Origin of the sequence: Paenibacillus oryzisoli (assembly GCF_001653565.1) — a bacterium.
Taxonomy (GTDB): Bacteria; Bacillota; Bacilli; order Paenibacillales; family NBRC-103111; genus Paenibacillus_E; species Paenibacillus_E oryzisoli.
The window spans coordinates 1-15,365 of record NZ_LYPB01000046.1 but is presented as its reverse complement, the minus strand read 5'-3'; the positions used below and the strand labels follow the sequence as shown (position 1 = coordinate 15,365).

At 45.7% G+C, this 15,365-nt stretch carries 9 protein-coding genes; 6 read left to right on the top strand and 3 right to left on the bottom strand.

Translation table 11 applies throughout. The features are described 5' to 3' along the window. Positions 1-49: 49 nt before the first annotated feature. The 3 genes from A8708_RS03785 to A8708_RS03775 all read right to left on the bottom strand — a co-directional run bounded on the left by A8708_RS03785 (position 50) and on the right by A8708_RS03775 (position 2,844). Positions 50-904, bottom strand: a complete 855-nt coding sequence (locus A8708_RS03785) for an EcsC family protein (protein WP_068662187.1) — start codon at positions 902-904, stop codon at positions 50-52. A gap of 83 nt (positions 905-987) precedes the next feature. Beyond that, positions 988-1,866, bottom strand: coding sequence for a carbohydrate ABC transporter permease (locus tag A8708_RS03780; RefSeq protein ID WP_068662186.1), 879 nt, complete (start codon positions 1,864-1,866; stop codon positions 988-990). Between the two features lie 27 nt (positions 1,867-1,893). Beyond that, positions 1,894-2,844, bottom strand: coding sequence for an ABC transporter permease (locus tag A8708_RS03775; protein WP_082927251.1), 951 nt, complete (start codon positions 2,842-2,844; stop codon positions 1,894-1,896). Between the two features lie 114 nt (positions 2,845-2,958). Here A8708_RS03775 and A8708_RS03770 point away from each other — a divergent pair, with 114 nt between their 5' ends. From A8708_RS03770 to A8708_RS03745, 6 genes are all read left to right on the top strand, one after another. Beyond that, complete coding sequence (locus tag A8708_RS03770) at positions 2,959-4,671, top strand: sensor histidine kinase (protein WP_068662185.1); 1,713 nt, start codon at positions 2,959-2,961, stop codon at positions 4,669-4,671. 26 nt (positions 4,672-4,697) lie between these two features. After that, complete coding sequence (locus tag A8708_RS03765; protein ID WP_068662184.1) at positions 4,698-6,314, top strand: response regulator transcription factor; 1,617 nt, start codon at positions 4,698-4,700, stop codon at positions 6,312-6,314. 113 nt (positions 6,315-6,427) lie between these two features. Then, positions 6,428-8,125, top strand: a complete 1,698-nt coding sequence (locus tag A8708_RS03760) for a type 2 periplasmic-binding domain-containing protein (RefSeq protein WP_068662183.1) — start codon at positions 6,428-6,430, stop codon at positions 8,123-8,125. 833 nt (positions 8,126-8,958) lie between these two features. Continuing rightward, on the top strand, positions 8,959-10,053 hold the full coding sequence (locus A8708_RS03755) for a SurA N-terminal domain-containing protein (protein WP_068662182.1): 1,095 nt from the start codon (positions 8,959-8,961) through the stop codon (positions 10,051-10,053). Between the two features lie 129 nt (positions 10,054-10,182). Then, positions 10,183-14,154, top strand: a complete 3,972-nt coding sequence (locus A8708_RS03750) for an Ig-like domain-containing protein (protein WP_068662181.1) — start codon at positions 10,183-10,185, stop codon at positions 14,152-14,154. Between the two features lie 181 nt (positions 14,155-14,335). Next, entirely contained in the window at positions 14,336-15,145 is an 810-nt protein-coding gene (locus tag A8708_RS03745) for a transporter substrate-binding domain-containing protein (RefSeq protein ID WP_068662180.1), read from the top strand. Positions 15,146-15,365 lie beyond the last annotated feature (220 nt).

Here is a 15,365-nt window from a genome sequence, read left to right as displayed (position 1 = left end):
CCTTTCGCGGTTTACTCCTTATTACGATAAGAGAGAGGGATGGTTTCAGCTAATCATTGACTTGGGCCTGCAACCGCTCGAGTATACGACGCTTGCGATACAGCATTTTCGCAGCTTCACCAACATCCTTCAGCGTGCCGCGATTGATCCAAGCACCGAAGAGAATACCCGCAATGGGGATGAGCTGGAATAGCTTTTTCCACCCCCAATTATCGCGGTACGTAGCGAATACTTCGCGCCAACCTTGGAGTTGAGAGATCATCTGCACCTTCTCTTTGTCCGCAGCGGCGTAGTTCCCAAGCTCTTCGAGAATGGCCTTTTTGCCGACGATGTCGGAGGATGAGAATTGCAGAACTTTAATCGTGAAGATCCGCTCCTGCTTATCCTTGGGATCATAGCCATAGCAGATAGCCACTTCTTGGATGGTTTTCAAAGACAGTCCAAGGATGGCTGGAATATCGATAGCGAGCGTTAGAATCCCGCCAATCCCTGTCGTGGCGCCTTGCAAGGTAGCGATTTTAGAACGATTCAGCACAATCTCATCGGCGGTTTGATCGAGCACTTTCAGCGGCAATGAGCCCACGGATGCAATCGTAATCGCCTCAGGAAGATCATCTTGCTCACCTCGCTTATACACGTCCTCAACCTGTCGCAAGGTTCCCTTCTCCGAAATGAGATACTGCCCTCCTGCTTGCAAATAATTGCCGAGCTCATCTAAGGCTTCACCTATTTTTTTATTCAAAAACTTCGGCGTTAATCGGTCCAGTACTTGGAAAGGCAGCCGTCCCAGCTTCTCCCAGAACCACAGGTCTTTCTGTTCAGCTTCCCAGGCTTCTATCTCATGAAGGGCTTGTTGGAGCTCATTTGCCGTTTCTGGAGGGTGATTGCGATCAAGATTGTTCATGTTGTAAACAACTCCTTTCTACATCGTATACGTGTGGAATCGCATTTGGATGCAGATGAGTATCATTCCTAATCGCTGTTGAATTACTCTTTAACGGCTCCGATGACTATGCCTTTAACAAAAAAGCGTTGTAGAAACGGGTAGACGACGAGAATCGGAATCATTGCGATGAAGATTTGTGCGGCTTTTACACTCCGATTGGACAACAATTCTAGATCTTCAAAATCAATACCTGTTTTACTGAGGTCGCGTGCGACAACGATGGTCTGCAGAAGCGTGGCCAGCGGCCACTGTTCGGGAGATCTCATATATAACATGCCATCAAACCAGTTGTTCCAATGTCCTACCAGTGTGAATAGGGAGAGAGTTGCCAGGGCAGGCATGGATATCGGTAAGTAAACCGAGAAGAAAATTCGGAATGAGCTTGCCCCGTCCATGGTAGCCGCCTCATCCAATTCTTTGGGTATCGCACGGAAGAAATTCATCATGAGAATGATATTCCAGACATTGAGCAGATGGGGTAAAATGTAAACCCAGAACGAACCGACCAATCCGATTTTTTGTATGAGCAGGTAGTGAGGGATCAGTCCGGCGTCGAAGATCATAATGATCAGGAAGAACCAGACATAGAAGTTGCGTGGCTTGAATTCGATAGTACTTCTGGACAAAGGAAAGGCAGCGAGAACAGTTACCATCATCGCCAGAACCGTACCGATTAAGCTCCGCAATACGGAGATTTGAATGGCATGCAGGAAGTTATCATTTTGAAAAGTTTTCACATAGCTGTCCAGATTGAAATCGATGGGGAACAGCGTGACCAGATTCGATTCGGCGGCTGTTTTTCCACTGAGAGAGACAGCAAAGATATGCAGCATCGGTAAAATACAGAGAATGGAGACAAGGACTAGAAGTGTTACATTCGTATAATAAAACACTTTATAGGATGGATTTTTATAATACATAGCCTGTTCCTCCGAGATTCGTCATTTTTAAAATACACGGTAATTCGTCCATTTGTGCGAAATGTAGTAGCCGGCGCTGATTAGGATGAACCCGACAGCCGATTTGAATAGGCCAACCGTGGCAGCTAAGCTGTATTGCCCGCCTTGGAAGTTGCGGAATACAAAGGTATCGATAATATCTCCCTTTTCAAGGACAAGGGGGTTAATCAGGTTATAGATTTGATCGAAGTTGGCATTGAGCATGTTGCCTAGGGACAATGTGAACACGACCACCATGATGGGAAGCAGCGAAGGAAGTGTAATATGAATGGTCTGCTGCCATCTCCCAGCACCATCGATTTCGGCGGCTTCATACAGATCTGGATTGATACCAGATAAGGCGGCAAGGAAGACGATCGCTGAGAAGCCGAATTCCTTCCATAAATCACTCACGATAACGGTAAAACGGAACCAGTTCGCTTCGCCCAGAAACATAATGGGCTGTATATGAAGGGCTGCAACTAACCGGTTTAAAACACCGTCTAGTGAAAGCACGTCCAACAAGATACCCCCTAATATAACCCATGACATGAAATGCGGCAGGTACACCATGGTTTGAAGCGAGCGTTTTAACTTCATATTGCGGATTTCATTGATCAGTAAGGCGAAAGTGACGGGGACAGCCAAGCCAAATATTATTTTCAAAACAGAAATAATCAACGTGTTCCAAATGACTTGAACGGAGCCTTTCATTGTAAAAATAAGTTGGAAATTATCCCAACCAATCCACCTGGAACCAGATATGCCAAGCCATGGCTTGAAGTCCTGGAACGCCATGATGATGCCTGGCATGGGGGCGTATTTAAAGATCAAAGCAACCAATACTGCAGGCAGCAGCATGAGATGAAGCCTCCATGTTTTGCGAAGGGGATGATTTCGTTTCGCTCTTGCTCTTGCCGTTACGGGTGGCGATGATGTTATAATGGCGGTATCTTTCATACATTATTTTCCTCCTCGACTTCAATCTTTTGTTTATTTATCTTAGGATGGAAGCGTTTTTTTGTATAGAATACATATTAAAGGTGACTGTCAATATCTTAAGGAGGTTGTGCAATGAAGCGGCACTGGCCCATATTCCTGAAAATCAACGGTGTCATCCTTGTTCTCTTAATTCCTATCGTCATTCTATTCTCGTATTTCAGCAGAACCAGCTTCCAAGTCATTGATTCACAGATCACGGCGTATAACGAAAGCCAGCTGCTGTTCCTGAAAAACCAAATTGAAGTGGGGGCAGAGCGTCTATCTCTTTCCTCGAGTGTTTTGGCGCGTGACTCCTCCATTCTGAAGCTTCAGACGAGCATCTTGACGAAAGATTACTATGGGATGATTGACTTCCAAACCCAAGTAAAAGAAAAACTCTTTCTTCAGAGCTTCTCCAGCAACTGGAGCAATGATTTATCCATCTATCTGCCCGATACCCAACGAAGAATATCGACCAACCCCAATGATCGCTATGATCAGAGTGTCCTCGAAACGGCCGACAACGGGAAGTGGCAATTCCATGCTGGAGGATCTAACGAAACGTCGTACTATCAACTGTTTATCTGGGATCCGTACTTTTCCAAAAGCAGTCCACAGACGGTAAGTGCGATTTATGAGGTGCGTTTTGGACTAGATAATATTAGAAAAATGCTACGTTCATACAAACGAGATAGTCCAGGTTACTCGTTTTTGTTAACAAGCACTGGCGAGGTGTTCTCGGCTTCTGATTCAAGTAATGCTGACTTAGAGAGGCTGGGTGAAAGACTTCTGAAGGAGGGCTTAAACGAAGGCGGGCATCGAAGCATACAGTTGGAGGAACAGAAAGCTTATTTGAGCTATACCTTTCTGCCAAGTATCGAAGCTTATCTCATAGATTATGTGCCTCTAAACACGTTTCACGCACCGATTATTAAGAGCAGAAACCTGTTCTATATCAGTATGTTCGTGCTGGTTCTCCTTGGATTCGCCACTTCCTATCTCTTGTATCTTCATGTGCAGAAGCCGATTTCTTATATCATGAAAGGGCTCAAACATATGGAGATGGGAGATTATTCATTCCGTATCAACAAGCGGTTTCATAATGAATTTGATTACATGATGCTGCGCTTCAATGACATGGGGAATGAGATCCAACATTTGATTACCAATGTGTACGAAGAACAAAATCGTTCCCGCCTAGCAACGTTAAAACAGCTGCAATCGCAGATTAATCCACACTTTCTGTACAATTGCCTGTCATTCATCGCTGGTTGCGCGAAAGCTGGCTATACCGATACCATCAAACAGATGACGTATCATTTAGGTGATTATTATCGCTATACCACAAGAGTAGAGAATCAGATGCCTTTGTTAGAAGAAGAGGTTGATCTGGTCAATCACTACTTGAACATTTATTCGTTAAGGCTTGAACGTCTGGATTATCAGATTGATATTCCTTCGGATATGTTGAATGAACCTGTGATGAGGCTGATTCTCCAACCAGTTGTAGAGAACGCGATTGTACATGGCATTGAACCCAAACCAGGACCAGGAACGATCATGGTCTCGGGTCATCGGGAGTCGGATTGGAATGTGCTTGTTGTCGAAGATAGCGGTGTGGGAATGACGGATCTGGAGATCGCGGACTATGTGCAGAGTTTAGAACGTCCTATGGATGAACATACAGGCTGCGGACTGTGGAATGTGAATCAACGATTAGTTCAACGATTTGGTCCTGATGCAGGCATTAGCATAACTTCTTCCAAGCAGTTGTCAGGTCTCAGCGTAGCACTTCGTTGGAAATGAGAAGAAAGTAGGGAGGCTTGGTAGCGATGGTTCAGCTTCTGCTGGTTGACGATGAACCCATGTTATTAAAGAGCATGGTAGAGAATGATTGGAGACATATCGGTGTGGAAACTGTTTTTCAGGCAGCCTCTGGGTTGGAAGCCGTTGATGTGCTGGGGAAAACACCCATTGATATTGTTGTAACGGATATTCGGATGCCGGGCATGAACGGGCTGCAATTATGTAAATTTATACGCGATCACTATCCCCGGACCAAATGCATTCTACTTTCGGGCTACGGTGAATTCGACTACGCGCGTCAGGCAATTACGTACGGCACGGTGAATTATTTGCTGAAACCGATTAAGGACGAAGAGTTAATGGATGAGGTTGCCCGTGTCAAAACGCTCTTCCAGCAGGAATGGGAGCATGTAGGCTCCTTGGAAAGGGCTCGTCAGACACTTCATGTTCACCTGCCGTTATTAAAATCCAATTTATTAATTAACTTGTTAACGGGGAGCTCCATGTCTTCTTCTACACTCGCTGAACGAATGAAAGAGTACCAGCTTCCATTTGAACCGGGAAAGGACTGTTCTTTTATTCTAGTGAGAATGGATGATGGATTCGGGGATAAGGCGGAGGCTGACTCTTTGTTATTCGAATATGCCGTTCATAATATCGCTTGCGAGATTTTAGAAGCGAATTACCACGTCTGGTACTGTAGGGATACCTTCGGGTATTTATGCTTTTTGGTGCAGGACAAAGGCATGGGAGGATCTTTCGAACCAGTAGGTGATCAAAAGCTAGAGAAATCGGCTTATGAGCTGCAGTTGAAAGTATCAGCCTTTCTGAAAGGGCAAGTATCCGTCTTGATAAGCGATGAGGGGATATTTCCAGATGAACTCGCGCTGTATTACCGCAAATCATTGAATGAATTTCGCAAAGTTCCGCGAAGCGACAGGGAAGTCATGATTATGTCCGGGAAGCCTCGCGTGCAATCAAGGTCTCTGCAATCCTTATATAGTCCGCCAAGCATTCAACAGCTATTAGAAGCTGGACGGTGGGGGGATGTGCGCACGAAATTGCGTGATGTCTTTGAAGAAATGAACGCCAAGAAAATGGATACGGAAGAAAACATGATGGAAGTTACTTATACCTTGATGAATGCATTTCTGTATATCGCGCATCTACAAGGCAAAACATTGATGGAAGTATCGGGGATGGAGGCGGACGTGTCGCCAGATCCACGAATGTTATACAGAGCGGACCAAGTCATGGCGTGGGCAGAAGGCGTACTGGAAAGCATGGAATCTGGCAGCATACGCGAATTCAAGGACGGTAAAAACCAGCTAATTTCAAAGATTCATCGGTTTATTGAGACACATATTGCACAAGATGTTTCACTGCAAACGATCGCAGATCATGTGACTTTGCATCCAGTCTACCTGTCCTCTATGTATAAACAGGAAATGAAAGAAAATATCAGTGATTTCATCATGCGGTATAGGATGGAAAAGTCAGCCGTTCTGCTGGGTTCAACAGATATTAAAATTTACGAGCTAGCAAGTCAAATGGGTTTCCAAAACCCGCCTTATTTTAGCAAACTGTTCAAAAATTATTACGGGGTTACGCCACAAGAATACCGGGATCGGCACATCACCTAAATCTTAACAATTTCATACACCATCTTAAAACTTTATCACTTACCCCGCTGAAAGCGCTGTATTAATATAAAGGTGCAACGTAATACAGCTTAAAGGGAGGATCTTGATAGAAAATGAGTAAAAAACGATATCTACTTGCTCTTGCAGGGATGATGGTGTTCTCTCTTGTTACCGCTTGTTCGCAAAGCGCCAACTCCGGTGAAAAGGGAGCGGAAAATTCACCAACGTCTGCAGCGCAGAAGGGCGCTTCTGCCGACGCCATCCAAAAGGGAACATACAAGTTTGAAACACCGGTAACGATTACGACGGTCAAAGCCACTGACGCCACCATGAAGTTCAAGAACGGTGAGACCATGGAGAACAATGTGCATACCAAGTGGGCACACGATCAATTAGGTGTGGATCTGAAAGTTCTGTGGCAAGTACCTGGCGAACAATTCAATACGAAGTTGAGATTGATGCTGACAGCCAATGAATCATTGCCTGATGTGCTGACTACGCAGGATATGACTTTGTTGGACGAATTGATTCAATCGGGCAAGTATCGAGATATCACAGCAGATTTTGAGAAGTATGCTTCTCCCAAGATGAAACAAATCTACAACTCGAATCCATTGAATTGGAGCCAAGTCACATACGGCGGTAAGAAAATGGCCATTCCGAACTTTGCTACTGCTGGGAATGACAACCCGGTCATGTGGGTTAGACAGGATTGGTTAGATAAACTTGGAATGAAGGCTCCTAAGACATTTGAAGAGCTGGAAGCTGTCATGCAAGCATTCTTGGACAAAAAGCCTGGCGGATCTGACAATGTGATTCCGCTTGGAGCAAGCCTAGGTTCTGGTGGTTCATCTCCTAATCCCTTCACTAGCTGGCTTGGAGAGACTTCTTGGGTGTTCGGGGCTTTAGGCACGGTACCTTATCAATGGTTGGTGAAGGATGGGAAATTGGTCCACGGATCGACGTTTCCAGCGATGAAAGATGGTTTGGCGAAACTTAGGGACTGGTACAATAAAGGCTATCTTTCCAAAGAAGCGGGCCTTCATGACGAGAATAAATTAGCGGAATTGATTGCTCAAGGTCGCGTAGGTATCGTCGTGGCTCCTTCGTGGATGTCAGGCTGGCCGAACACGGACATGCAGAAGAACGTGGCGGGATCCATCATGAAGCCGTATCCGCTGCCAACGCTGAATGGCAAAATTGAAGCCCGTGACACGACTTACTTAAGAGGCGGCTTATTAGTTAAAAAGGATTTCGAACATGTTGATGCGCTATTCCTATACTTGAATCGGATCTTTGGTGCTGTAAACCCTGAAGAGGGCAGCGAGTTTGTGAATGGGTGGGCGAAGGATTACGATTATACAATCAAAGCGGATGGCACTTACTCTGTGACCGAAGCAGATATTCCGGGAGGCAAAGTAAGCCCAGCTAAATATTTGCTAATCGAACCGAAGGATCCATTTATCGGGATGAAATTAAGAGCAGACGTAAGCAGAGGGAAAGCGCCAGTCACGCCGAGTGAGAAGAAAATTGCAGTTAGCGGTCAGGATGGCCTGAAGGCTGCTGAGATTGTCGATGATGGCTGGAAAGCCGGCATCTATATTCCTCAAGCGTATACAGGTGCGAATACGCCTGCGATGCAATCCAAGGGTGGTATTCTCGTCAAACTGGAGGGGGATACATTTATCAATATTATTTATGGCAAGAAACCTGTTACGGAATTCGATAATTTCGTGAAAGAGTGGAAGAGCCTAGGCGGCGATGATATGACCAAGGAAGTTAATGATTGGTATTCAAAAATGAAGAAATAGTTGAATGGGGCCCGCTGGTAATCAGCGGGCTTTTTGGCGCCCGCTTAAGCTAATTTCATTATTCAACAGATAAAGTTATCCACTAGAATCGATAATTTTAGCATCTTTTTGCTGGCTAATCATTTGTTTATGAAACCCTGAAGTTAGCTATTGGGGAGGTGATAATATTTTTAACCCAAAAAGTCCTTATGTGTCAAAGGTTTCAAATTCTGAAATTGACTCGTAAATCCATCTATTGCTCCAAAAGGGCGGAAATCAGCAGAAAAAACAACATAAAATCCATTTAATTTGTTTGGGGTGGTGGAGGAAGGTTTGTGCTTAGAATGAAGAGGTAGAGGTAGAGGTAGAGGTAGAGGTAGAGGTAGAGGTAGAGGTAGAGGTAGAAGTAAAAGTGGTAGCAGGAGCAGGAGTAGTGCTCAATTGAGTAGATAGCTTTCAAATAGATGTAAAAAATGCAGCTAATCTAGCCGTTTTGACGGGGATTTAGTAATTAAATGGAAAAAGTACATCTAATATAAGATAGATTATCGTATTGGTGGCTTGTAGAGGGAATTAGCTGTAGAAAATCCATCTATTGCTTCAAATGGGCGGAAATCAGCAGAAATAATAACATAAAATCCATCTAATTTGTTCGTGGCGGTGGAGAGTTTGTGCTCAGAAGGTAGAGGTAAAAGTAGTATCAGAAGTAGAAATAGATGTAGGAAATCCAGTTAATCTCCAAATGGGGGCAACGTTCATTATGTGGAAATCTTAACAAATTCCTAGGTCATCTTAAAACTTTATCTCTATCTCACATGTAAGCGCTGTAATAAGATGAAGTAGGGGTGATCCTAGTGAAGTTTACGAAGAGGATAATCGTTGTAGTGACGGTTCTAGTTCTCACGATTGTCGGAGCCGTCGTCTTGTATGCTTCAGTGGGTGCTGATTCGAGTCAGACTTCAATTGCGACGGTGAATGGCAGCGTGATCACCATGCAAGAATTCAAGCGTGAGTTGGAGAAACAAAGAACACCGGTTATCGACTATTTCTATCGGTCAAAAGGTGTGGCCTATGGTAGAAATTTCTGGAAGATGGAGTACCAGGGCGAGAATCCAGAAGAGACAGCAAAGAAGAGAGCCCTAGATGAAATTACTAGGCTTAAGATTGAACTGGAACTTGCCGAGCGGCAGGGTCTGATCCAAGGGACCTCTTATGAGGATTTGCTCCATAAGATGGATAGGGAGAATAAGCGAAGGCTGGCCGCCGTGCAAGCTCGTGAACCCATTTACGGGCCTGTCCAATTGGATGAGAGCACGTTTATGAACGATTACATAAGCAAACTGCGGATGCAATTGAAGGAGAGGCTATCCGAGAATGAGTTGAACGTGACGGAAGAGGATCTAAAGCGGCATTACGAGCTTCTCAAGGATACGTTGTTTACCGTAGAGGACAGGATCAGATTTCAAAAAGTCTCCGTTTCGTATAGGGAAGATGAACAAGGAAACGTGAACGATTCAAAGAAGCAAGCCATCCAGAAACGGATGGAAGACATAAAACTCCTTTTGGATCAAGGGGAAGAGATGGGGAGCGTCATTAGCAACCTGCAAGATGAGAAGGATCCGTTCGTGGTTCGCTTTACCGAGGAGAATTTGAATAAGGATACGGCCGGCACCTATTTCAAGTCTCAAGCCATTCTCTATTCCGTACTTACTCATCACATGAGTATCAATCAGGTGAGCTCTGTTTTCGATGAGACTATGCAGGGAGAATACGTCCTTGTTAAGGTGGTGGATAGGGAAATTGGCGGCTATCAAAGTTATGAAGAGAGCAGACGAAATGTGTGGAGGAGTTATGTGGACACCGTCTATGGTGACTATTTGGATACATGCATGCGAGAAGCGAAAGTGAAGATCGATGCGAGCGCCTATAAAAAGATTCACATGGATTGAACGATTTTCACATCATTCTTGGAAGCGGTTACTTGAACTCGAGGGAAGTGGCCGTTTTTTAAGATAAATATTAACCGTACTATTCTCATGCGATTAGTTTGGTTAAATCAATGATAAGGAGGATATGTAATGAAGAAAACGAAAAGATTCAGGCTTGTAGGTTTGATTCTGGGAATCATTATCTTGGTAGCAGGATTCGTACCAGTAGCCGCACCAGCAACGGTTTATGCATCAGGCTCCGTTTATTATGTGGATGCGATAGACGGCAATGATGCGAATGCTGGAACGGCTTCTGGATCAGCTTGGCAATCGCTGAGTAAAGTTAACAGTACCGTCTTCCAGCCTGGCGACACTATTATGTTCAAAGCAGACGGTGTATGGACAGGTACGCTTTCTCCCCAAGGCTCAGGGACAGAGGGGAATCCCATTTCGATCGACATGTATGGTACCGGCCGCAAGCCATTGATCGCCGGGGCTGGCGCAGCAGCAGCTGTCTATTTCAACAATCAGGAGCAGTGGGAAGTCCGAAATCTGGAAATCACCAATGATGCGGCAACGAAGGCAGTACGCAGAGGAATCCATGTGGACGGCACCAGTGGTGGCTATAGCAATCCTAGAGTGTTTAAGCATTTTCTTTTTGAAAATTTGGAGATCCACAATGTGAAGGGAGATACGGCAACCGATTACGCCCATAATGGCGGTATTATCGTCTGGGGAACGAATTGGGATTATCACGTATCCGATGTTGTGGTGAATAACAGCAAGATTTATTCCGTAGACAGCGTGGGCATTTACATTTACGGGGCGCAGAAGAAATATTCGGCTGACTCCAAAGTGACCAACAACGTCATTTACGATGTTGGCGCTGATGGCGCGTTCATCTTGGATACGACCAATGCGCTGATCGAAAACAACATCGTGCATGACACGCATGTAAGAGCCAGCGGCTATCATGTTCCGCTGTGGGTATTCTCAGCTAAGGATGCGTTGATTCAGAATAATGAGGTCTACAATACAGCGCCGGGCGGAGACGCTATGGCTTATGATGCGGATTATAAGAGCGACGGAACCATTATTCAATATAACTACAGCCATAACAATGCAGGCGGTGCCTTCTTGGTTGTCAATGATGGTACGGTTGCGAGCAACGCCAATACCAACACGACAATCCGCTATAATATTAGCCAGAATGACAGCGGTGCCGTATTCAATTTTAGCGGAACCCCGGATACTACCCATATCTATAACAACACGGTATATCTACCTAGATATTCGAACGCGAAAGTGGTGGATTATTTAAACTGGGGCGGGTATGCCAAGAATACGTACTTCACCAACAATATCATCACGAATCTCGGAACGGGCGGTTACAATTTCGCTGGGAGCACGAATAATGTGTTTGATCACAACCTGTTCTATGGCAATCATCCAGCCAGCGAACCGGCGGATGCGAATAAGATTATCACGGATCCGCTGCTTGCCTCTCCGGGTTCGGGAGGTATAGGGAAAGATACGGTTGTCGGATACCAGCTTCTTTCTACATCCCCGGCTATTGGAGCGGGCAAATTGATGTCGAACAATGGAGGCAAGGACTACTTCGGCAACCCGGTGTCGGCCGTGCAAGTGCCGAACATTGGCGCTTACCAAGGTCCAGGACTGGATCCTAACAATCTTCCTCCGCTCCCACCGCCGCCAGTTGAAGAGAATCTATTAAAGAATGCGGGATTTGAAACAGGAGATTTCACCAATTGGCCTACCCATTACAATGGGGTTACTATTGAGAGCAACAATGCGCTGACGGGCATTTATGCAGCTAAGCTGACAGGGAATACTGCGGGCGTTGAGCAGACTATCAGTGGATTGTATCCGAATACGATCTACAAATTGTATGGAAATGGCAAGAGCGTTGGCGGTGGTGATGCCGTATTTGGCGTCAAAAATTATGGTGGCAGCTCCAAAGATGTGCACATGAGCGCTACCAGTTATACGAGGAAAGAGCTTACGTTTACGACGGGCAGTACCAACACAAGCGCTACGATATATTTATATAAAAGCGGTGGCGGCGGGGACGTTTACTTCGACGACTTGGAATTAATCCAGTATAGCGCATCGCCAGGCGGACCTGTTGAACCTGATCCCGTCTATACGGAAGGTTCTGATGATGAGTTTAATGAGGCCGAACTCCATTCACAATGGCACTGGACCCGAGAGAACCCAGCGAAATGGTCGCTGAGCACGAACCCGGGTTATATGAGAATTGTCAGTGAGAACGGAGACATCGCGGGCGGAAGTGCCGATGCCAAGAACATCCTTCTAACAGGTGCGCCTGAAGGAAACTGGGCGATCGATACGAAGCTTGAAGGCAAGCCGAATTCGCAATGGTCGCAAGGCGGACTGGTCGTCTATGTAAATGACGATACCTATATCCGGATGACCCGGTTGTATGGCAGCGGCAATCAGTTGCAGTTTGACGTTAAGGTTGGCGGTGTGCGTACGCATATGGAGGTACCCGATACGATCGGGTCGACGGTATCCCATCTTCGCATTGTTAAGTACGGAGATAAGTATGCCGGCTATTATTCGGTAGACGGAGTAGCTTATACCCAGATAGGTAACACCGTAATTACTAGTCTTGATGATCCCAAAATCGGTCTCATTGTCTGTGGTGGAACTGGACTTACTGCGAACTTTGACTATTTCCACATTGCAACTAGCGGTATAACGGAACCGCCGCCCCCACCGCCGCCTATACCTGTCGCGGTGTCTGGCGTCACGTTGAATAAATCGGCATTGAGTCTGAAAGTCGGCGGCACATCCACATTGTCAGCAGTCGTATCTCCTTCTAATGCTGCCAATAAAGCGGTGACATGGAGCTCGAACAATGCCGCCGTAGCGCAGGTGGATGCGGCTGGTATCATCACGGCTGTGGGTGAGGGAACAGCTTCTGTTACTGTAACCACAGTAGATGGTAACAAAACGGCCGTTTGTTTCGTAGAGGTTGTGTCTGCGAGTAACTTGCTGAACAACCCGGGTTTTGAGGCAGGGGATTTCAGTAACTGGCCATCTAATTTTAACCAGGCAGCCGTTGTAAATACGAACACCCATACAGGAACTTACGCTGCCAAGTTGGCAACCGCATACGGCGGGATCGAGCAGATCGTAACCGGACTTACACCAAATACAACGTATACACTGTCTGCATGGTCCATGGGGATCAATGGTGAGTTCGGCGTCAGGGATTTCGGCAGTTACAAACGCCAGGTCTATATTAATTCGACGGCGTATACGAAGAATGAAATAACGTTTACGACAGGAGCCACAAACACAAGCGCGACCATTCTCATGTACAAACGTGCAGCTGCTGGCGAAGCCTATTTTGACGATTTCGAACTTGTCCAGAATAGCACGCCGACTACGCCGCCACCCATTTCGGTAACCGGGGTTTCACTGGATCATACTGGATTGAGTCTCAACATCGGCGCGGCAGCTACATTGTTGGCTACTGTTGCGCCTGCCAATGCTGCTAATAAAGCGGTAAGCTGGAGCTCAAGCAATCCTACAGTGGCGACTGTGAATGCGAGTGGCGTCGTAACGGCTGTTGGCGTGGGAACTGCTTCGGTTACCGTGACGACTGTTGATGGCACCAAAACGGCCCTTTGCGTTGTGGAGGTTGTGCCTGCAATTCCAGCAATTAATCTGCTGAACAACCCTGGATTTGAGTCTGGGGATTTCACGAGTTGGCCATCGCATTTTAACCAATCAGCCATTGTGAATACGAACACCCACACAGGGACATACGCAGCCAAACTGGCAACTGCTTACGGGGGGATCGAGCAAATCGTAACGGGACTAACGCCAAACACAACGTATACAATCTCAGCATGGGCCAAAATAGTGGATGGGGGCAGTGCGCAGTTCGGCGTTAGAAATTTCGGCAGCTACCAACGTCAGGTGTATGTGAATTCTGTGGATTATACAAGGAAAGAATACACGTTCACTACAGGAAGCACGAATACTAGTGCGACGATATTTATGTACAAACATGTCGTGCCTGGTGAAGTTTATTTTGATGACTTGGAGCTTGTTCAGGTCAGTCCTTGATCTGTTTCAGTGCATGGCAACAATGAATGAGTAAGCAGAAGAGGTTGATTGCATGTACATGAACGTGTACGAGCAATCGGCCTCTTTTTGAAAACGCTAAAGCCGAGTGAAGAAGCTGTATAACCCTCCGCCTATTTACAAATAATACCTATGTTTACCTAATGAGGAGGGTATGGATGCAATGAATGAAGGCTGGAGAAGTAAACGAGGAATTGTCCTCTGGATCACCCTATTAATCGCCCTGATCGCTTCAGGATGCACGCAGAATAAAACGGTCAAAGTCGGCATCGAGGAAAATTTCCGCCCCTATACGTTTATTGATGGAGGCGAGAAGAAGGGCTTTGAGGTGGATTTATGGCAAGCGATCGCCGAAAAGTCGAAATTGAAATATGAGTTAGTTCCCATGGAAATGGGGGAATTGAATAAAGGATTGAAGTCTGGTGCTATTGATTTGGCGATTGCGGGGAAGACAATTACGGATGCACGCAGTAATGATCTTGAGTATTCGGATCCTTATTTTCAAACAAACTTAGTGATTCTGACCGCTTCCGAGAACTCGGTTATCAAAGGGAAAGATGACTTAGTCGACAAAGCGATAGCAACCGAAAATGGATCACCAGGGTTTTACTATGCGAGTGAAATTCAGGGGGCGAAAATCCACGGTTTTTCAAAAATCTCCGATGCCTATGCCGAGTTAAAAAGTCATACAGCAGACGCCGTTATCGTGGAGGAACGCAATGCCCAGGATTTTATGAAGAACACAGCGCAAGGGGCCGTGAAAATAGTTGGAGAGCCGTTCAACAAAGATAGTCTTGCTATTCTTGCCAAAAAGAAGAACAAGTACATCGGAAGAATTAACGAGGCGCTTCAATCCGTATCCAAAGATGGCACTTACGAAGACCTGTATACGAAGTGGTTCACGAGCAAACCCAAAATGATGCCGAATAAAATCAAAAAAGAAGTGGAACACGACTTGCAACATGAGACTTGATCATATGAGAAAATAGCTTGCCGAGAAATCGGCAAGCTATTTTTTTAAAATATCAGAATTTATATGTTTTACTTACTGAATTATGCTGAATTTCTAGATAAACGCTCCTGTCCTTCAAAGGACGGCGTAGCCGTTTATTTTGTGTGGCGTGCCCAGAGGCACGCATTATCTAGTTGGTGAAAGTCCAACCAAGGGAGGGGCCAGGCCACCTTTGTAGCTA